Annotated in this window: 15 protein-coding genes; 8 read left to right on the plus strand and 7 right to left on the minus strand. The window is 71.1% G+C overall.

The window, feature by feature from the left end:
• Positions 1-13: 13 nt before the first annotated feature.
• Positions 14-487 carry a hypothetical protein gene (locus OG700_RS01985; protein ID WP_405607881.1) on the plus strand — a complete coding sequence of 158 codons (474 nt, stop codon included), beginning with the start codon at positions 14-16 and terminating at the stop codon, positions 485-487.
• A gap of 133 nt (positions 488-620) precedes the next feature.
• Complete coding sequence (cynS, locus tag OG700_RS01990; protein ID WP_405607884.1) at positions 621-1,064, plus strand: cyanase; 444 nt, start codon at positions 621-623, stop codon at positions 1,062-1,064.
• Positions 1,065-1,128: 64 nt separating this feature from the next.
• Here cynS and OG700_RS01995 read toward each other — a convergent pair whose 3' ends face one another.
• Positions 1,129-2,328 carry an ROK family protein gene (locus OG700_RS01995; protein WP_405607887.1) on the minus strand — a complete coding sequence of 400 codons (1,200 nt, stop codon included), beginning with the start codon at positions 2,326-2,328 and terminating at the stop codon, positions 1,129-1,131.
• Between the two features lie 270 nt (positions 2,329-2,598).
• Between OG700_RS01995 and OG700_RS02000 the strand changes: the two genes are divergently transcribed.
• Entirely contained in the window at positions 2,599-4,794 is a 2,196-nt protein-coding gene (locus OG700_RS02000; protein ID WP_405607890.1) for an alpha-galactosidase, read from the plus strand.
• 49 nt (positions 4,795-4,843) lie between these two features.
• Positions 4,844-6,574 carry an alpha-glucosidase gene (locus OG700_RS02005; RefSeq protein WP_405607893.1) on the plus strand — a complete coding sequence of 577 codons (1,731 nt, stop codon included), beginning with the start codon at positions 4,844-4,846 and terminating at the stop codon, positions 6,572-6,574.
• Positions 6,575-6,710: 136 nt separating this feature from the next.
• Here OG700_RS02005 and OG700_RS02010 read toward each other — a convergent pair whose 3' ends face one another.
• On the minus strand, positions 6,711-8,438 hold the full coding sequence (locus OG700_RS02010; RefSeq protein WP_405621382.1) for a ThuA domain-containing protein: 1,728 nt from the start codon (positions 8,436-8,438) through the stop codon (positions 6,711-6,713).
• A gap of 20 nt (positions 8,439-8,458) precedes the next feature.
• Positions 8,459-11,338: a carbohydrate-binding protein gene (locus OG700_RS02015; protein WP_405607896.1), complete on the minus strand. Its 2,880-nt coding sequence runs from the start codon at positions 11,336-11,338 to the stop codon at positions 8,459-8,461.
• Between the two features lie 581 nt (positions 11,339-11,919).
• Between OG700_RS02015 and OG700_RS02020 the strand changes: the two genes are divergently transcribed.
• The gene (locus tag OG700_RS02020; protein ID WP_405607899.1) at positions 11,920-12,234 is read left to right on the plus strand and encodes a nuclear transport factor 2 family protein; all 315 of its coding nucleotides are present in this window, start codon (positions 11,920-11,922) and stop codon (positions 12,232-12,234) included.
• A gap of 32 nt (positions 12,235-12,266) precedes the next feature.
• On the opposite strand, the gene OG700_RS02025 is transcribed toward OG700_RS02020, so the two are convergent.
• A complete protein-coding gene (locus tag OG700_RS02025; RefSeq protein WP_405607902.1) occupies positions 12,267-12,848 on the minus strand; it encodes a GNAT family N-acetyltransferase in 582 nt (193 codons plus the stop codon).
• 348 nt (positions 12,849-13,196) lie between these two features.
• Here OG700_RS02025 and OG700_RS02030 point away from each other — a divergent pair, with 348 nt between their 5' ends.
• Complete coding sequence (locus tag OG700_RS02030) at positions 13,197-14,405, plus strand: NAD(P)/FAD-dependent oxidoreductase (RefSeq protein WP_405607905.1); 1,209 nt, start codon at positions 13,197-13,199, stop codon at positions 14,403-14,405.
• Positions 14,406-14,415: 10 nt separating this feature from the next.
• Entirely contained in the window at positions 14,416-15,357 is a 942-nt protein-coding gene (locus tag OG700_RS02035; RefSeq protein ID WP_405607908.1) for a sigma-70 family RNA polymerase sigma factor, read from the plus strand.
• Positions 15,358-15,376: 19 nt separating this feature from the next.
• Here the strand turns inward: OG700_RS02035 and OG700_RS02040 are convergent, their stop codons facing one another.
• Together OG700_RS02040 and hemC are read right to left on the minus strand one after the other, a co-directional pair.
• Positions 15,377-16,300, minus strand: coding sequence for an LLM class F420-dependent oxidoreductase (locus OG700_RS02040; protein ID WP_405607911.1), 924 nt, complete (start codon positions 16,298-16,300; stop codon positions 15,377-15,379).
• Positions 16,301-16,418: 118 nt separating this feature from the next.
• Entirely contained in the window at positions 16,419-17,354 is a 936-nt protein-coding gene (hemC, locus tag OG700_RS02045; RefSeq protein ID WP_405607914.1) for a hydroxymethylbilane synthase, read from the minus strand.
• A 156-nt stretch (positions 17,355-17,510) separates the two neighbouring features.
• Here hemC and OG700_RS02050 point away from each other — a divergent pair, with 156 nt between their 5' ends.
• The gene (locus tag OG700_RS02050) at positions 17,511-18,293 is read left to right on the plus strand and encodes a calcium-binding protein (protein ID WP_405607917.1); all 783 of its coding nucleotides are present in this window, start codon (positions 17,511-17,513) and stop codon (positions 18,291-18,293) included.
• Between the two features lie 86 nt (positions 18,294-18,379).
• Here OG700_RS02050 and OG700_RS02055 read toward each other — a convergent pair whose 3' ends face one another.
• The gene (locus tag OG700_RS02055) at positions 18,380-18,850 is read right to left on the minus strand and encodes a hypothetical protein (RefSeq protein WP_405607920.1); all 471 of its coding nucleotides are present in this window, start codon (positions 18,848-18,850) and stop codon (positions 18,380-18,382) included.
• Positions 18,851-19,123 lie beyond the last annotated feature (273 nt).

Raw genomic sequence — 19,123 nt, forward strand, 5'->3', positions numbered from 1 at the left:
CGAGGAGGAACCCATGAGTTCGTCGGATTCGTTCGGTGTCCCCGCCCCGTCCCGTAACTCCGCGTCCGCCGCTTCCACCGATTCCGCCGTCGTGCGCGGTGACACCGGCCTGTTGCGCACGGTCCTGCTGCTCGACGCCGTCGCCACCGGCGCCGTGGGCGCCGCCGCGCTGATCGGCTGTGCCGTGCTGGACTCGGCGCTCGGACTGCCTGTCGCGTTCCTCGCCGGAATCGGCGCCTTCCTGGTGCTCTACGCACTGTTCGTGTGGCGGGTCAGCGCCGCGCGGGCACCGCACCGCGGTGCGGTGCGGGCGGTGATCGGCTGCAATCTGGTGTGGTCCGCGCTCAGCGGTGTGACGGCCGCCGCGGGGTGGCTCGACCCGACCGGGCTGGGCACGACGCTGATCGTGCTTCAGGCGGTGGCGGTGCTGGGATTCGCCGATCTCCAGCTCTTCGGGCTGCGCAAGGCGCGCCTCTCACTGGGGTGACCGGTGACCAGTGACCGGTGACCAGTGACCAGTGACCAGTGAAGGGTGAGCGCGACCGGGAGTGCCACCGAACAGCCGTCTCCTAAGCTGTGGCCGCGCGCCACCGGGGCGCGGTCCGGGAATGGAGAGGCACATGCTCAGCAAGCACGAAGCCGCCGAAGCCGTCCGCCAGGCAAAGGTGCGGACGGGGATCACCTGGGCCCAACTCGCGGACGCCGTAGGCAGACCGCTCGCCTGGACCACGGCCGCGCTCCTCGGTCAGCATCCGATGGGCAAGGACGAGGCCACGACGGCGGCGGCGCTCCTCGAACTCGGGGACGATGCCGCTCTCGCCTTCCAACTCCAGCCGTCACGAGGCGCGTTGGACGCGGCCGTACCGGTCGATCCGACGATCTACCGGCTGTACGAAGTCGTCCAGGTCTACGGTCCGACCATCAAGGAGCTGATCCACGAGCAGTGCGGCGACGGCATCATGAGCGCCATCAACTTCCGTCTCGACGTCCGGCGCGTGCCCGACCCGGCCGGTGACCGTGTGGTGATCACGCTCGACGGAAAGTACCTCCCGTACCAGTGGTGAAGGCCGGCCTCCGGCTCGGCCCCGTCGGGGTGCTCGATCGCCGGACGGGCCGGGCGTTCCGGCCTCAATCGCCGGACGGGCGCCTCAAGCCCGTCCGGCGGCGGTTCCCCAGTACATACGCCTGGATGGCGGTGACCGCCGCGCCGCGCGCCCACAGGGCGAAGTCCACCGGCCGTACGTCGAGCGAGACGTCCGCCGCACGCGGATCCCGGTCGTACGCGAGGCCCTCGCGCAGCGCCTCGCGGGCCACCTCCGCGAGCCGCACCCCCTCGCCGGTCAGCACGATCTCCGTGGTGAGGGTGAGGTTCGCGACGGCGGCGATCAGACGCCCCAGCGCCCGTCCCGACGCCGTGACCAGCGGCCCGGCCACCGGGTCGCCGGCCGCCGCCAGATCGAGGCACTCCTCGTAGGAGACGTCACGCCGCAGTCCCACCGACGCGGCGGCGCGGAGGGAGGCCATCGACAGCATCGCGGTGGCGCAGCCGCGGTGCCCGCGCGGACACGGCGGGCCCAGGGGATCGAGCGGGAAGTGTCCGAGCAGGCCGACTCCCGCGTCCGGGCTGTCCACGACGCGGTCGTGCACGACGAGGCCGTAGCCGATGCCCGCCCCGACGGTGAGGACCGCGAACCGGTCGCGGCCGCGTGCGGCGCCGAACCAGTGCTCGGCGCGGGTGAGCGCGAGCAGGTCGTTGTCGACGGCCGTGGGTATTGCGAGCGCGTCGCGGAGCATGGCCCCGAGCGGCACATCGTCGTCCCACTCCAGGAACGGTGCTCCGGTGACCGTGGCGTGGTCGGCCACACAGCCGCCCAGGCTGACGCCGGCGGCGGTGATGTGCGGTGTTCCCGGGGCTGGTTGAGCACCGAGCCGGGTGACGAGTTCGGCCGCGAGTGAGCGCAGGACGGCGACGACCGAGGCCGGGTCGCGTCCCGGCAGGTCCGCCCGCGCGGAGGCGACGACCTCGGCGCGGAGTGTGGTCACTACGGCGTGCACGTCCTCGTGGGTGATCTTGGCGCCGATGAACCGGTGCGCGTCGGCGACGATGTCGAGCGGGCGGGTGGGCCGGCCGGCCCGCGATTCGTGGCTGGTACCCGACTCGACGAGGAGCCCGCTGTCCAGAAGGGGCTTCGCCAGCCGGGTGAGGCTGCCCGCGGACAGGTCGAGCCGGCGGGCGAGTTCGCTGCGGGGCAGCGGACCGCGGAGCAGCACCTCCAGGGCGACGGCGTGCGTGGCTCCCGAGAGGCGGGTCCACGGCGCTGGAGTCACATGCAAGGGATGGCCTTCCGCGGGGAGTCCGCCCGACAACTGGTCCGCCCATCCTGCCAGCCTCCGGTATTTACTTCTATGCCGGAATCAAACATCCAGCGAAGGGTGCGTTTTCGCCATATCGGCGGTGTGGAACCCACCTATTGACGGACGGAAACTTCCACCCCGAAACTAAAACGCGACGAACGCGCAGGCCGCGACGGAGCACGGACCGCCCGGCCGTCGATGGACGGTGGCCGATGGCCGATGGACAAATCGAGGAGCTTCCGTATGCCCACCGGTCACTCCCGTGACTACCGTGACTACCGCCATCTCCGCGCCGCCGGTACGAGCCTGGTCCTGGACTGCACCGGCGACCGGCTGCCCCGGGTGGTCCACTGGGGCGACGATCTGGGCGACCTCGGAGACCTGGGGGATCCCGGCGGGGCCGGTCTCGCCGACCTGGCCGCCGCGAGCGCCACCGCGCCGATGTCCAACACCCTCGACCTGCCCGTGCCGCTCTCCCTCATGCCGGAGCACTCGGCCGGCTGGCTCGGTACGCCGGGCCTGACCGGCCACCGCGACGGCGCCGACTTCTCGACGTCGTTCACCGTCCGCTCGATCCGCACCGTCCGCACGCCCGACCTCCCCGAGGCGCATCAGCTCACCGTCGACGCCGTGGACGAACACGCCCGGCTCGGGCTCGTGTTGGAGATCGAGTTGACCGCCTCCGGGCTCGTACGGCAGCGCGCCACCGTCACCAACCACGACCCCGGCGAGCGGCCGTACGTCGTCGACGGTCTGCTGCTCGCGCTCCTCGTACCCGCCCACGCCACCGAACTCCTCGACCTCACCGGTCGGCATCTGCGCGAACGCAGCCCGCAGCGGCACGAGTTCACGCTCGGTACGCATCTGCGTGAGAACCGCCGGGGCCGCACGGGCACCGACGCGACGCTGCTGCATCTCGCGGGCGAGGGCGGTTTCGGTTTCCGTACGGGCGAGGTCTGGGGCCTGCACGTGGCCTGGAGCGGCAACCACCGCACCCTCGCCGAACGCACCCCGGCCGGGGTGTCCCTGCTCGGCGGCGGCGAGACCCTGCTCGCGGGCGAAGTCCCGCTGGCGGCAGGCCAGTCGTACACCGGCCCGTGGGTCATCGGCTCGTACGGCCGCGGACTCGACGAGCTGGCCGGGCGGTTCCACCAGTATCTGCGCGCCAGGACCCGCCACCCGCACCGGCCCCGGCCGGTCACCCTCAATACCTGGGAGGCCGTCTACTTCCAGCAGGACATCGGCACACTCACGGCGCTGGCGGACACCGCCGCCGAGGTGGGCGCCGAGCGTTTCGTCCTGGACGACGGCTGGTTCAAGGGACGCCGGGACGACCGCGCCGGGCTCGGCGACTGGTACGTGGACGAGAGTGTCTGGCCCGGCGGGCTGGGTCCGCTGGTCGACCATGTCCGGTCCCTGGGGCTGGAGTTCGGGCTCTGGGTCGAACCCGAGATGGTCAGTCCCGCCTCCGACCTCGCCCGCGCGCACCCCGAGTGGATCCTGGCGACTGGCGGCCGGCTACCGCCGGAGTCCCGGCAGCAGCAGGTGCTCGACCTCGGCCACGCCGGAGCCTACGACCACCTGCTGGAACGGCTCGACGCGCTGGTCACCGAGTACGCCATCGACTACCTCAAGTGGGACCACAACCGGGATCTCGTGGAGGCCGGGCACAGCCCGACGGGCGCCGCCGGTGTCCACGCGCAGACGGCCGCGGCGTACCGGCTGCTGGACGAACTGCGCGCCCGGCACCCTGGGCTGGAGATCGAGTCCTGCTCGTCCGGCGGCGGGCGGGTCGACCTCGGCATCCTGGAGCGCACCGACCGCGTCTGGACCAGTGACTGCATCGACGCACTCGAACGGCAGCGCATACAGCGCTGGACAGGGCTGTTGCTGCCGCCCGAACTCCTCGGGGCGCACGTCGGCTCGCCCGTCGCGCACACCACCGGGCGCGCCCACACGCTCGACTTCCGGGCCGGGACCGCCCTGTTCGGGCACTTCGGCATCGAGTGGGACCTCACTGCGGCCGACCCCGGCGAGCGCGCCCGGCTCGCGGAGTGGGTCGCCGCGTACAAGGAGCTACGGCCGCTGCTGCACACCGGCACGGTCGTCCACGGCGACCATCCCGATCCGGCGCTGCGGGTGCACGGCGTGGTGGCCGCCGACCGCTCCCACGCGCTGTACGCCCTGGTCCAGACGGCGACGAGCGTGCCCTCCCCGGCAGGCGTCGTACGGCTGCCCGGACTCGACGCGGACGCCCGTTACCAGGTACGGCCCCGCGCGCCCGGTGACCGGGCCGAAGGCCCCCACCGGTCCGACCCGCCGTGGTGGGGGCGGGCGGAAGGGGTGGAGCTGACCGGCCGGGCGCTGGCAGCCGCCGGGGTGCGGGCGCCGACGCTCTTCCCGGAACGTCTGGTGCTCGTGGAGGCGCGCGGACTCTGACGACGGCCACCCGTACGCGATCACGCGAGATCACGCGAGGTTCACGCACATGAGTACCAACTCCCCCTCCCCCGAACCCTGGTGGAAGTCCGCGGTCGTCTACCAGATCTATCCGCGCAGCTTCGCCGACTCCGACGGCGACGGCGTCGGGGACCTGCGCGGAATCATCCACCGACTGGACCATCTCGCCGCTCTCGGCGTCGACGTCCTGTGGCTGTCGCCGGTGTACCCGTCCCCGCAGGACGACAACGGCTACGACATCAGCGACTACCAGGACATCGACCCGTCCTTCGGCACGCTCGCCGACTTCGACGACCTGCTCAACGCGGTCCACGCGCGCTCCATGAGGCTGGTGATGGACCTCGTCGTCAACCACACCTCCGACGAACACCCGTGGTTCACCGAGTCCCGGCAGGGGCCGGACAGCCCCAGGCGTGACTGGTACTGGTGGCGGCCCGCCCGGGACGGCGCCGACCCCGGCACACCGGGCGCCGAGCCGAACAACTGGCGCTCGTTCTTCTCCGGTTCCGCCTGGGAGTACGACGAGCCGGGCGGCTCGTACTATCTGCACCTCTTCTCCCGGAAGCAGCCCGATCTGAACTGGGAGAATCCCGAGGTCCGCCGGGCCGTCCACCGGATGATGAACTGGTGGCTCGACCGGGGCGTTGACGGCTTCCGGATGGATGTCATCAACCTCATCTCGAAGGACCCCGCGCTGCCCGACCGCACCCACCACGGCGCGGGGCCGCGCATCCACGAATTCCTCCAGGAGATGCACCGCGAGGTCTTCGCCGGGCGTCCCGAACAGCTGCTCACCGTAGGCGAGATGCCGGGCGTCACGGTCGAGGAGGCCGGGCTCTTCACCGATCCGGCGCGCGCCGAGGTGGACATGGTCTTCCAGTTCGAGCATGTCGGACTCGACCACGGCGACGGCAAGTTCGACGTACGGCCGCTGAATCTGCTCGACCTGAAGGCGACACTCGACCGCTGGCAGAACGGCCTCGCCGGGACCGGCTGGAACAGCCTGTACTGGAACAACCACGATCAGCCGCGTGTCGTCTCCCGCTTCGGCGACGACGGACCCCGCCACCGGGTCAGGTCCGCGACGATGCTCGCCACGGTCCTGCATCTGCACCGCGGCACGCCGTACGTCTACCAGGGCGAGGAACTGGGCATGACCAACGCCCCGTTCACCTCCATCGACGACTTCCGGGACATCGAATCGCTCAACCACTACGCGGAGGCGGTCGGCCGGGGCGCCGACCCGGCGCGGGTCCTGGCGGGGCTGCGGGCGATGGGGCGCGACAACGCCCGTACGCCGATGCAGTGGGACGCCTCACCGCACGCCGGGTTCACCACCGGCGTCCCGTGGATCCCGGTCCATCCCGACCACACCGAGGTCAACGCGGCTGCGGCGTACGCCGATCCGTCGTCCGTGTTCCACCACTACCGCCGGCTGATCGCGCTGCGGCACACCGAACCAGCCGTCGCGCACGGCGACTTCACCATGCTGCTGCCGGACGACCCGCGCGTGTACGCCTTCACCCGGCGGCTGGCGGCGGCGGACGGTACGGCGACCGAGCTGCTGGTCGTCGGCAACTTCACCGGCGACGCGGCCGGGGTCGAACTGCCGGACGGCGGCTGGCGGGACGCCGAGCTGGTGATCGGCAACGTCGCGGACCCCGCCCCGGTGACTGCCACGGTCCGGCTCGCCCCCTGGGAGGCCCGGGTTCACCGCCGGCACACCGGCCGGAACCATCCAAGCCCGTCCGGCGACTGAAGACAACCCGACCACCGGCCGGAACCATCCAAGCCCGTCCGGCGACTGAAGACAACCCGACCACCGGCCGGAACCGACTGAGTCGGCCCCAGGGGACGGATCCCCCGGAGCCGACCCGCCCGACCCGCCCGACGCGCTACGTACCGATCGTGAAGGTGTCGATGTCGAACAGCGAGCCTCCCCCGCCGGTGAAGGTGAGGAACAGTGGTCCGCTCGGCGTGCCCGTCAGCGTGGTGGACACGTTCTGGAAGGTCTCCCAGCCGCCGGTGTTCGGCACCGCCACCGTGCCGAGTACCGGTCCGGTCGCCGAGCCCGAGCGGATCTGGACGGTGCCTCCCGCCCCCGCCGACGACACCTTCGCGGTGAAGGTCTTCGCCCCGGTGAGCGACGCCTGGGAGTAGCCCGCCCAGTCGCCGTTCTCGATGTAGCCGAGGGTCCGGCCGCCGCTCGCCGGAGCGTGGTCGGCCGCCTGGACGCCCTGTCCGGAGGTGTGGGACTCCCCTTCGTAGGTGGTCGACGGGGGCGGTGTGGTGCCGCCCAGCTCCTTGATCCGGATGTTGCGGAAGGACACGTCGTCACCGGTGCCGTGGTTCTGGATGCCGATGTGCCCCTGCTTCAGGGAACGCACCGGGTCGGTGTTGGTGAAGTCGTTGATCCGTACGCCGTTGAGGAAGACCTGGAGCCGCTCCCCCTCCACCCTGATCTCGTAGGTGTTCCAACTGCCCGGCGGATTGAGGGCGTTGTCCCGTGCCGCGATATCCGCCGCCTTGAAGCCGTACACGGAACCGGTGGTCCGGTCGGCCGTGTCGGTGGCGTCGATCTGGATCTCGTAGCCCTGGTTCACCGACGTGTTGACGTCGTCGGAGGCCGGGAAGCCCACGAACACACCGGAGTTGTCGTCGCCGGCCATGCGCCAGTCCAGCTTGAGGGAGTACGAGGCGTACTCCTTCGCCCGGTACCAGTACAGGCCCATGCCGCCCTGCGCGTTCAAGGTGGCGTCGGTGTTGGTGAAGCTGCCCGGTCCGGCCTGGGACCAGCCGGTGGTCGAGCCGTTGTAGAGCGTGGTGTAGCCGGTCTCCGCGCGGCAGTCGGCCTTGGCGAAGCCCGCCGCGTACCGGATGCCGCCGAGCAGCAGCGAACGGAACGCGGGGTCTGCGTACGACTCCTGGGTGTGGCCGAGTCCGGTGTAGAAGGACCGGCCGTTGCCCTGCGGGTGGCACCAGGTGATCGGGTGGTCGCCGCTCATCTCGCCGCCGCTGTAGCTGGATTCGTCCAGGCTCTGCAGGACGCGGACCTGCGGGCGGGGATTGGTGCGGTAGTTGTACCACTCGTCGGTACGGGACCAGGTCTGGCCCAGGTGGGAGGTGGCCGCGTGCGACCGGTCCTCGTTCTTCACCGTGGCCTGCTGGATCGCCGGGTGGCTCTTGAACCAGGCGCCGACGAGCTGTTGGTACTGCGGCCAGTCGTACTCGGTGTCGGCCGCGGCGTGGATGCCGAAGTAGCCGCCGCCACCGTCCACGTACCCCTGGAGCGCGGTCTGCTGACTGGCGTTCAGAACATCGCCGGTGGTGGAGAGGAAGACGACGGCCTTGAAGTTGGCCAGGTTGGCGGTGGTGAAGGCGTTGCTGTCCTCGGTGGCGGTGACGGTGAAGTTGTTGGCCGCGCCGAGGTCGCGGATGGTCTGGGTGCCGACGGGGATGGAGTCGTGCCGGAAGCCCGCCGTCTTGGAGAAGACGAGGACCTTGTAGGCGGGGTCGGCGGCCTGGGCCGCGGTGGCCGGTGCCAGAAGTGAGGCGGCGAGGCCGAGGGTGAGGGCGAAGGCCGCCGCGGCGGTCTTCGGCAGCGTGCGGAGCTGACGGAGCATCATCGTCTCCTTGACTCGCGTCACTTGGTGAGTGTGAGGGTGTCGATGTCGAACAGGGAACCGGCCCCACCGGTGAAGGTGAGGAACAGCGCCCCGGACGATCCGGTACCGGTCAGCGCGGTGGAGACATTCTGGAACGTCTCCCAGCCACCGGTGTTGGGGACGGCCACGGTGCCGAGGACGGCGCCGGTGGCGGAGCCCGAGCGGATGGTCACCGTACCGCCGGCGCCGGCCGAGGAGACCTTCGCGGAGAAGGTCTTGGTCCCGGCCGTCGGGACGGAGGCGTAACCCGCCCAGTCGCCGTTCTCGATGTAGCCGAGGGTCTTGCCGCCGCTCGCGGGAGCGTGGTCGGCCGCCTGGACCCCCTGCCCCGAGCTGAACGACTCGCCCTCGACGGTCTGACCGGAGCCGGAGCTGCCGGTGGCGAAGGTGAAGGCGTCGACGTCGAAGAGATTGCCCTGACCGGTCACGCCCTTGAAGACGAGGAACAACTCCGTTGTCGCGGCGGGTGCGTTGGCGATGGTCGCCGACACGTCGACGAAGTTCTCCCAGCCGCCGGTCGGGGCCACGGCCACCGAGCCGAGCAGCGTGCCGGTCGCGGACCCGGCGCGTACCTCCAGGGTGCCGCCGACGCCGCCGGAGGCGACCCGGGCGGTGATCTTGTTGGCGTTGGAGAGGTTGTACGGCTTGAAGGAGATCCAGTCGTTGTTGTCGGTGAAGCCGACCGTGCTGGCGCCCTCGGCGTTGCCGTGCGCGGCGACCTGGATGCCGGACTGGGCGGAGAAGTGCTCGCCCTGGCGGTGCCGGGGCTGGAGGATACGGGCGCTGTGCGTGGTCAGCCCGGCGCCGTCGGTGTACTCGGCGTCGAAGACTCCGTAGATGTTGGCAGCGCTGTCGTGCTCGCCGTCGGCGGGCACGCTGAGGTTGCCCGAGCAGCCGGTGGCCTGGGTGATCTGGTGGCGGTGTTCGTCGTGGCCGAGCAGATAGGTGACCTTGACCTTGGAGCAGTCGATGGTTCCGTCCTCCGGGTCGCTGACGGTGACCTGGAAGGGCACGGTGTCACCGAAGGAGAACAGCTGGCCGTCCTTGGGGGTCTGTAGGTTCACGGTCGGCGCGGTGTTGCCCGCCGTGACGACCAGACTCGCGGTGCCGGTCAGCCCTTCCGGGTCCCGGACGGTGAGCGTCGGCCGGAAGGTGCCTTTGGTGGTGTAGGTGTGGCTCGGGTTGGCGGCCGTGGAGGTGCTGCCGTCGCCGAAGTTCCACGAGTACGTGAGGGCCTTGCCCTCGGGGTCGGCACTGCCGGCCGAGGAGAACGCGACGGTCAGCGGGGTGGGTCCGGAGACCTTGTCGGCGGCGGCTTTGGCGACCGGGTTGCGGTTGGCGCCCGCGAGGTATTCGACGCGGTAGAGGGCCTGGTTGTTGGCGCCGGTGCCGTAGTCCAGGACGTACAGCGCGCCGTCCGGGCCGAACGCCTGGTCCATGACCTGCGTACCGGTCCACGGGAATGCCTCGATGACACCCGGGGTGCCGTCCGCCTTGACCTCGATGGCCTTGATCCACTTGCGGCCGTACTCACCCGCGAAGAAGCGCCCGTCGAGCGACTGCGGGAACTTCACGTTCGAGTTGAGGTTGGCGTCGTAGCGGTAGACGGGACCGCCCATGGGCGACTCGGAGCCGCCGCCGAACTCGGGCGGGGAGCCCGCGTCACCGCCGTACTTGATCCAGCTCGACTTGGCTGCGGGCAGGGTCGGCAGTCCGGTGTTGCGGGACGAGTTGTTCGCGGGTGCGGCGCAGTTGTACTTGCCGGCGGAGGGGCCGTTGGGGAACGCCCACTCGCCGTACGTCTCGTTCGCCGTGTTGGTGCCGGTGCAGTACGGCCAGCCGTAGTTGCCCGGCGCGGTGATGCGGTTGAACTCGACCTGGCCGCTGGGGCCGCGGTCGGCGCTGGTGCCGCCCGAGTCGGGGCCGTAGTCGCCGAGGTAGACGACGCCGGTGGCCTTGTCGACGGACATCCGGAAGGGGTTGCGGAAGCCCATCGCGTAGATCTCGGGGCGGGTCTTGGCGGTGCCGGGGGCGAAGAGGTTGCCGGACGGGACGGTGTAGCCGCCGGCCGCGGTCGGCTTGATGCGGAGCACCTTGCCGCGCAGGTCGTTGGTGTTGCCCGAGGATCGCTGGGCGTCGAACTGCGGGTTGCGGTCCGCGCGTTCGTCGATCGGGGAGTAACCGGCCGACTCGAACGGGTTCGTGTCGTCACCCGTCGTCAGATACAGATTCCCGGCCGCGTCGAAGTCGATGTCACCGCCGACGTGGCAGCACTGGCCACGGTCGTTGGGGACTTCCAGCACGACCTTCTCGCTGGCCAGGTCGAGCGTGTTGTCGGCCTTGAGCGTGAAGCGCGAGAGGTTGAGGTGGCCCTTCCACGGCTCGAAGGCCGCGGCGTTGCCCGTGACGGGCGCGTCGCCGCCCGGCGTGCTGAGCTTGGGCGAGTAGTACAGGTACAGATACCGGTTGGTCGCGAAGCCGGGGTCGGCGGCTATCCCCTGGAGACCTTCCTCGTCATGGGTGTAGACGTCCAGCTTGCCCGCCGACTTGGTGTTGCCCGCAGCGTCCGTGTAGCGGACCGTGCCGTCCCTCGCTGTGTGCACGACGGCGCGGTCGGGCAGCACGGCGAGTGACATCGCCTCGCCCAACTCGGCCGATCCGAGCGCGAGTTGTACCTGCTGGTAGTCGCCTGCCGGAATGGCGGCAGCGGCGGCGGGTGCTGCCTCGTGGCCGGGGTGACCGGCATGGGCGGCGGCGGTGGGGACGCTGATCGCGCCTCCACCCACCACCAGACCCAGTACCGCGAGCCACCTCAGCCACTTCTGTCTCGGGCGCGGCCGTCCTGAGAGTCCTGACATCGAGCGTCCTTCCTTACCTGATCCAAGGGGAGCGAGGCAGGCGGAAGCGCGGGCGAGCGCGCCACCGTGTCTCACTCAGGGAGGAACCTGCCGACCGGGCGATGTCCCGTCACCCGGTGAGCAGCCGTGCGGTCCGTGCGTCCGTACGAGGGCATGTGATGCGGCACCGAACATTCGCGGGAATCCCGCGAGAGTTCCGCATGCTGGCAACGGGATCATAATTTGTCAAGCGTCTAACCAAATTGCCGTGACCCACTGATGGACGGACAGGACTCAAGCGATGACCCGGCCGAGGAATCACGGTCGTTGACCCGCAACTCGGATTGCGTTCGCACGTTGAACAAATGCCGCAGAGGAGGCACCTGGACCCGCTGGTGTCCGGCGGTCGAGGACGCGCGCACACCGCTCAGCCGGCCCACGGGCTGTCGACGGACCAGGCCGCGTCCTGCGTGAAGCCGGAGAGGGCCGAGTTCCGCCCGGCTGCGCGGCGTCGCCGCAGGCGTGATGATGACACTGCCCGCCGCACTCGTCCCCGCGCCGCGACCCACCCGGTCGAAGGCCTGCCACCAGGAGGACCACCCATGAGCGCCATCCCCGAGGACCCGGCGGTCGCCGCGTTCGTCTCCGCGATCAACGGGGGCAACCGGGACGCCTTCTTCGCCGTCCTGGCCCCCGACGCCACGATGTCCGACGACGGAAGCGAACGTGACCTCGCCGCCTGGGTGGACAAGGAGATCTTCTCCGCGGACGGCCGGATGGACATCGAGACGGCTTCCGACGAGGGCCGCGCCCTGACGGCGACGTTCACCAACTCGACGTACGGCACGATGCGCACGCGCTGGGCCTTCACCGTCACCGACGGCCGTATCAGCCACTTCGAGACGGGCCAGGCGTAGCGGGGCGAGAACCAACCGGCCGGTACCACCGGTCAGTCCCGGCCTACGCGGGCGTGCAGGTGCATGTCGTGCCACCCGTCCGCGTGCAGCGCCGCCCCGCGCCTGACACCTTCCTCCTCGAACCCGGCCTTGACCGCGACGCGGCATGACGCCTGGTTGGCGGTGGAGTGCTCCAGCGCGAGCCGGTGGAACCCGCCCTCGCCCAGCGCCCAGTCGGCCAAGGCCGTGACCGCGCGGGGGCAGACTCCGCTGCCGCGCGCCGCCGGAACCATCCAGTAGGCGACTTCGGCCGAGCCGTCGGTCAGGTTCCACGCCTTCAGCGACAGCCGGCCGAGCAGCGTGCCGGTGCCCGCCCCGGCCACCGCCCAGTGGCCGTCGGTCTCCTCCCCCCAACTGCCCTGCCACCGCTGGATCCACCCTCGCGCCTCGTCCACGGAATCGGCCCTGCGCACGTGCCAGCGCTGGATCTCCGGATCACGGAACGCCTCGGCCACGGCCTCGGCGTCACTGAGAAGCCAGGGCCGCAGCAGCGCCCCGCCGCCGACCGCAAGCGTCGGCTGGCCGGAGGCGGCGAGCGAGCCGACAGGTATCGCGGGAGGGACCAGGGAAGGCATGGCGCCACCCTCACAGATCCGCGAAGCATCCGCTTGGAGCGACCGGATGAGAATCTGCCGCCTGCCGCCCGCTCCCTCGTCCGCTCGGTCAGGTCGTTCTTACGCTTGCGCGTAAGCCCCGTCGGCGATCCCGTAGTCGCGCCCGTCATCACCGCGGCCAACCGTCCAACGGACCGGTGTACGTGGCCGGTTCGCCGTCCCCGGAGGGCGGCGGGTCGTCGGACGGCACCGGCGCGTGTACGGAGAGCCACCCGCACCCGTCCCGTGACCCACCTCACACCCGACACCTGTCAGGAATCGCCACGCTGTCCCGCTCAAGGGGCAAGCGATTCAGACAGGAGCCACACCATGAAGCACCGCATCCTCGTCCTCGGCGCCGGTTACGCCGGGGCCTTCGCCGCCGGGAGCCTGGCCCGGCGCCTCTCGCCCGCCGACACCGAGATCACCGTCGTCAACGCCGAGCCGGTCTTCGTCGAGCGGATGCGCCTGCACCAGCTCGCGGCGGGCCGGGCAATCGCGCCCCGGCGGCTCGCCGACCTGTTCGCGGGCACCGGGGTACGGCTGCGCGTGGCGCGGGTCACCGCGGTCGACCCGGAGCACAGGACCGTCGCCGTGACCGGCGAGGACGGTGACGGCGTGCTCGGGTACGACACGCTGCTGTACACGCTCGGCAGCCGGGTCGCCGACCACGGTGTCCCCGGGGTGGCGGAGCACGCCTTCGATGTCGCGGGGCGGCCGTCGGCCCGGCATCTGCGCGCCCGTCTGGACAGTCTGGGCGGGACCGGCACCGTACTGGTCGTCGGCGGGGGCCTGACCGGCATCGAGACCGCCACCGAGATCGCCGAGTCGCGTCCCGGTCTCTGCGTGGCGCTCGCCGCCCGTGGCGAGTTGGGAGCCTGGCTCTCCCCGGGGGCCCGGCTGCACCTGCGTCAGGCCTTCGACCGGCTGGGCGTCACCGTCCACGAGCACACCGGGATCGAAGCCGTCGGGGCGACGTACGCGGTCGGCCCGGACGGCACCACCATCCCGGCCGACGTGACCGTGTGGACGGCCGGTTTCGTCGTCGCCCCGCTCGCGACCGCCGCCGGTCTCAAGGTCACCGAGGACGGCCGGATCGTCGTCGACGACACCATGCGTTCGGTCTCGCACCCGGACGTCTACGCCGCGGGCGACAGCGTGTACGCGATGGGCGGGAACGGCCGGCCCCTGCCGATGTCCTGCGCCACGGCAGGGCATACCAACATGCGGGCGACGGACGCGATCGTGGGACGGCTGACCGGACGCCGGGTTCCGAGGTTCGACAAGACCTACGTCGGCAACCACATCAGCCTCGGGCGGTACGACGCGATCCTCCAGATGGTCGATGGCGACGCACGGGCGAAGTCCTGGTTCGTGGGTGGCCGGAAGGCCGCGCGGTTCAAGGCGGGCGTCCTCAAGGGGAGCCTGTGGGGCGTCTCCTACCCGACCTTCGGCCTGCCGAAGCGCAAGCGCCGCCTGACCACCACGACGGCCGCCGCCCCGGCGACCGCCAACACGCCCGAGAACGCCGCCGCATAGGGTCGTCCGCATGGAGGACAGCACCGCCGCTGATCGCTTCGAGGCCGGCCGGCCACGGCTGGCCTCGCTGGCGTACCGTCTGCTCGGCTCGGCGGCCGACGCCGAGGACGTCGTGCAGGACGCGTACCTGCGCTGGCACGCCGCCGACCGGGGGCGGATCGAGGTGCCGGAGGCGTGGCTGGCCAAGGTCGTCACCAACCTCTGCCTGGACCGGCTCCGTTCGGCTCCGGTGCGCCGCGAACGCGCGGCCGGCACCTGGATGCCCGAGCCGCTTCTCGCCGGCGACCCGATGCTCGGCCCGGCCGACACCTTCGAACAGCGCGAATCGGTGTCGCTCGCCGTCCTGACCCTGATGGAACGACTCGCGCCGGTCGAACGGGCCGTGTACGTCCTGCGCGAGGTGTTCTCCTACCCCCACTCCGAGATCGCCGGGATCCTCGACATCTCGGAGTCCGCGAGCCAGCAGCACGTCCACCGGGCCCGGCACCGCGTCGCCGCCGCGCGGCGCGGCGGCGGAGAGGTCGACCCGGCGTCCGCGCTCAAGGTCCTTGAGGAGTTCCTGGCCGCCGCGTCCTCGGGTCGTACCGAACGTCTGGTGGCGCTGCTCACCGACGACGCGACGGCGATCTCCGACGGCGCGGGACTCGGCACGAAGCTGCGGCGCTACGAGACCCCCGAGCGGATCGCCTCCATCATGCGGACCGCCTTCAAACCCACTGACGCGAAGCGGCGCCTGGTCGGCGGCTCGCCCACGATCCACCTCGGGCAGGTCAACGGCTGGCCCGCCGTGCTCGTCGTACTTGAGGACCGGATCGTGGGCGCCGCGGCGTTCGAGGTCAGCGACGGCAAGGTGTCGGCGCTGCTCGGCTTCGCCGCCGCGGAACGGCTCGCCCGCCTCACCGGGATGTGGCGGCGGCACGCACCCGACGCGCCGGCCATCGGACGTTGGTGACCGGCTTCCTCCCGGACGGTCAGCCGGCGAGTTCCCCGAGGAGGTCCCAGGTGCGGCGCCGGTCGGCGTCCCCGGCGGTCTCCGTGCCGGAGAACACCACTTCCGTCGCCCCGGCGTCGCGGTAGCGCCGCACCTCGGCGGCGACCGTCCGCTCGTCGCCGATGACGGCGACGTCGGCGGCGCGTGTGCCGCCGGACAGTTCGATGGCCCGCGCGTAGGACGGGATCTGTTCGTAGAACGCGAGCTCGTCGGTGACCGTCTCGCGGACCGCGTCGACGTCGTCGGTGACCACGCCGTGCACGAGCGCCACGATCCGTGGCGCGGGCCGGCCCGCGGCCTCCGCCGCCGCGGTGACGGCCGGGACGATGTGCTCGGCGAGGGCGCGGGGTCCGGCGAGATACGGCAGGATCCCGTCCGCCAGCTCCCCGCTGGCGCGCAGCGCCTGCGGCCCCATCGCGGCGACGAGCAGCGGCACTCCGGTGTCGGCTCCCGGCACCCGCGCGGGGATGGGGGTGTGCGCGGTGAGTAGTTCGCCGTCGAAGTCGGCGGTTCCGGTCTCGGTCAACTGCCGCAGTACCGTGAGGAATTCACGCAGCCGGGCGACGGGGCGTTCGAACGGGATGCCGTAGCCGCCCTCGGTGAGGAGCTTGGTGCCGAGCGCGAGGCCGAGGTGGTAGCGGCCGTGGGTGGCCGCCTGCGCGGTCAGAGCCTGGCTCGTCACGGTCAGCGGGTGCCGTCCGAAGACGGGGATCGCGGACGTGCCCACCTGCAGGGTGGGTACCGCACGTCCGACGACGGCCGCGAGTTGCGGCGAGTCGGCGCCGAAGGTCTGCCCGAACCAGGCGGACCGCAGCCCGGCCGCCGAGGCCTCCTCGGCGAGCCGTACGGTGGCGTCGACCTGGTTGTCGGGATCCGTCGCGTTGAGTGCTACTCCCACAGTCATGTCAGCGAGAACCAGCGCTCGCCGCTCACGCATTCCCCTGTTGTGTGACGGCTGTGTCAACTCGCCTCTCGGGAGCCGGACATGCTGCGGCGGCTGGTCCGGCGGCACTCGGTGCGCGTCAGTGCGCGATGGAGTCGATCAACTCGCGTGCTCCCTGCCGGAGGAGGGCCACCGCGACCGACGTACCCAGGGTCGCCGGGTCGAGCGGGCCGGCCCATTCGTGCGCGTTGAGGACCGTCTTGCCGTCCGGGGTGAAGACCCGTGCGCGCAGGGAGAGTCCACCGCTGCGCTCGGCGTGCGCGAATCCGGCGATCGGGCTGTTGCAGTGGCCCTGGAGTACGTGGAGGAACATCCGCTCGGCTGAGGCTTCCTTGTAGGTGTCGCGGTCGCCGAGCGCGGAGACGGCGTCGATGGTGTCGGTGTCGTCCTCGCGGCACTGGAGAGCGAGGATCCCGGCGCCGATGGGCGGGCACATGAGGTCCACCGGCAGGACTTCGGTGATGACGTCGCTCCGCCCGATGCGCTCCAGTCCCGCGACGGCCAGCAGCAGCGCGTCGGCCTCGCCCGCCGCGAGCTTCTCCAGCCGGCGGTTGGCGTTTCCGCGCATCGGTACGCAGATGAGCTGCGGGTGGGAGGAGGCGAGTTGGGCGACGCGCCGGACCGACGACGTACCGACCCGGGTCCCCGCAGGCAGTTCGTCGAGGGTGCGCCCGGCGGGGTGGATCAGGGCATCGCGGATGTCGTCCCGTTTGAGGAAGGCGGCGAAGACCGTCCCGGCGGGCAGCGGCCGGTCGGCGGGCACGTCCTTGACGCAGTGCACCGCGAGGTCGGCCTGTCCGGCGAGGAGGGCGGCGTCGACCTCCTTGGTGAAGGCGCCCTTCCCCTCCACCAGGGAGAGGTCGCCCATCCACTTGTCGCCGGTCGTCTTGACCGGGACGACCTCGGTCGCGATGCCGGGGTGGAGCGCGGTCAGTTCGGTACGCACACGCTCCACCTGGGCGAGCGCCATCGGCGAGTCGCGGGAGACGATGCGGATCAGTTCAGGGGTGGACATGGCGCTCACGATAGAGCGTCGGGCGGGCGCTCCCGCCATCCGACCCGGGCGGCCCATCTCCCCCGTACGACATGAATGTTGGGCGCCTCGGGCAGGTGTACGAGCGAAGCGGCCGGCGGCCCGCAACCTTTCCCGCTTTCGGCGGTCATACCTGATATGACCAGACACGCCGTTGTCGCCCTGACCCTCGCCGCAGCGGTCGGCGGACTCACCGCACCGACCGCACTCGCCGACAGCACCCCTGTCGCCTCCCCTGTCGCCGCCGTCCCCACGGACCCCGTGGTCACCGGCGTCACCGTCAACGGCGGCAAGGACGTGGTCGTCGGCACGACCGAACGCAAGACCTTCACCGTCACGGTGTACGGGAGCGACGACTCCGGGCTTGAGATGGCCGACGTCGACCTGCTGGGCCCGAAATTCGGTTTTTACACCACCGACACCTTCTGTGAGACCGCGACCGCCTGCACCACCACCTTCACCGTCGACCCCCACCTCGATCCGTACAACGACGACGCCGATCTCAACAACGCCAACGCGGGCGGCTGGTACGTGAACACACTGGTGGACACCTACGACGGCGCCTCCTTCCTCACCAAGCACGCCGGCGCCTTCCTGCTCAAGCGCGCCGCCGGGATCACCGTCAACGCCGCACCCGAGCCGGTCGCGAAGGGCGGCACCCTCACGGTCACCGGCAAGCTGACCCGCGCGAACTGGGACACGTACCGCTACGCGGGTTACACCGGCCAGACGGTGGCGCTTCAGTTCCGCCCGAAGAACAGCGGCACGTACACCACCGTCAAGACCCTCAAGACCGACGGGACCGGCAACCTCCGGACGACCGTCAAGGCCGCCTCCGACGGCTACTGGCGGTGGAACTTCGCCGGTACGACCACCACGGCGCCGAAGACGGCGGCGGGCGACTACGTGGACGTCCGCTGACGGACGACATCGGGCCCGCGCCGTCGACGGCGCGGGCCCGGGGGGCGGCCGGATGTCACCCCTGACCGCTCCCCCGGGCCGCCCGGTCACTGATGGAAGACGTTCACCGACCACTCGGCCTTCCAGCGGCCGTCGCCGAACTTCAGGTCGGCGGTGCACTTGTACGTGTCACCGTCACACGTCAGACCCGTCACCGGCACCGGCGCGGCAGCCGCCGCACGGGCGTTCGCGTGGAACACGTTCACACGCCAGTCCGCCTTCCAGCGGCCGTCGCCGAACTTGAGGTCGGCGGTGCACTTGTACGTGTCACCGTCACACGTCAGACCCGTCACCGGCACCGGCGCGGCAGCCGCCGCACGGGCGTTGGAGTGGAAGACGTTCACACGCCAGTCGGCCTTCCAGTTCCCGTCGCCGAACTTGAGGTCGGCGGTACACCTGCCGGTGTCTCCGTCGCAGTTGAGGGCCCGCACCGGCACCGGTGCCGCGACCGCCGGGACGGTGCAGCCGAGGGTGAGGGCCGCCGCGGCGGCCGTGGCGTGGAGCAGAGTACGCATCATCGTGCAGTCCTGACCTGGGGGGCGCCTTGTACGCCCGACCACAGGGGTTCTGGCTTCCGCGGCACCTTGCGAACCTTGATCGTCCGCCGCTCCACCGGAACGAGCGAGCGCGGGGGCGGACCCGCTCCAGAACGCCGCGCTCCGGCGCGTTCGGTGGCTCTCCCGTCGCGCCGGGCGCGACTTCCCGCGCCATAAAGGCGCCGTAAGCAGATGGCCGAACGTGTGGTCACGGCTCTTCGAGGTGAGCGCACCGCGTCGGCCGCGTGAGCCCGA

The organism is Streptomyces sp. NBC_01508 (assembly GCF_045040315.1).
GTDB lineage: Bacteria > Actinomycetota > Actinomycetes > Streptomycetales > Streptomycetaceae > Streptomyces.

What these genes read in the sequence shown, in the direction of transcription:
- OG700_RS02010 (WP_405621382.1), bottom strand. Translation starts at nt 8,438, where the DNA reads ATGCTCCGTCAGCTCCGCACGCTGCCGAAGACCGCCGCGGCGGCCTTC.
- cynS (WP_405607884.1), top strand. Translation starts at nt 621, where the DNA reads ATGCTCAGCAAGCACGAAGCCGCCGAAGCCGTCCGCCAGGCAAAGGTG.
- OG700_RS02050 (WP_405607917.1), top strand. Translation starts at nt 17,511, where the DNA reads ATGACCAGACACGCCGTTGTCGCCCTGACCCTCGCCGCAGCGGTCGGC.
- OG700_RS02025 (WP_405607902.1), bottom strand. Translation starts at nt 12,848, where the DNA reads ATGCCTTCCCTGGTCCCTCCCGCGATACCTGTCGGCTCGCTCGCCGCC.
- OG700_RS02020 (WP_405607899.1), top strand. Translation starts at nt 11,920, where the DNA reads ATGAGCGCCATCCCCGAGGACCCGGCGGTCGCCGCGTTCGTCTCCGCG.
- hemC (WP_405607914.1), bottom strand. Translation starts at nt 17,354, where the DNA reads ATGTCCACCCCTGAACTGATCCGCATCGTCTCCCGCGACTCGCCGATG.
- OG700_RS02000 (WP_405607890.1), top strand. Translation starts at nt 2,599, where the DNA reads ATGCCCACCGGTCACTCCCGTGACTACCGTGACTACCGCCATCTCCGC.
- OG700_RS02040 (WP_405607911.1), bottom strand. Translation starts at nt 16,300, where the DNA reads ATGACTGTGGGAGTAGCACTCAACGCGACGGATCCCGACAACCAGGTC.
- OG700_RS01985 (WP_405607881.1), top strand. Translation starts at nt 14, where the DNA reads ATGAGTTCGTCGGATTCGTTCGGTGTCCCCGCCCCGTCCCGTAACTCC.
- OG700_RS02005 (WP_405607893.1), top strand. Translation starts at nt 4,844, where the DNA reads ATGAGTACCAACTCCCCCTCCCCCGAACCCTGGTGGAAGTCCGCGGTC.
- OG700_RS02030 (WP_405607905.1), top strand. Translation starts at nt 13,197, where the DNA reads ATGAAGCACCGCATCCTCGTCCTCGGCGCCGGTTACGCCGGGGCCTTC.
- OG700_RS02035 (WP_405607908.1), top strand. Translation starts at nt 14,416, where the DNA reads ATGGAGGACAGCACCGCCGCTGATCGCTTCGAGGCCGGCCGGCCACGG.
- OG700_RS02015 (WP_405607896.1), bottom strand. Translation starts at nt 11,338, where the DNA reads ATGTCAGGACTCTCAGGACGGCCGCGCCCGAGACAGAAGTGGCTGAGG.
- OG700_RS02055 (WP_405607920.1), bottom strand. Translation starts at nt 18,850, where the DNA reads ATGATGCGTACTCTGCTCCACGCCACGGCCGCCGCGGCGGCCCTCACC.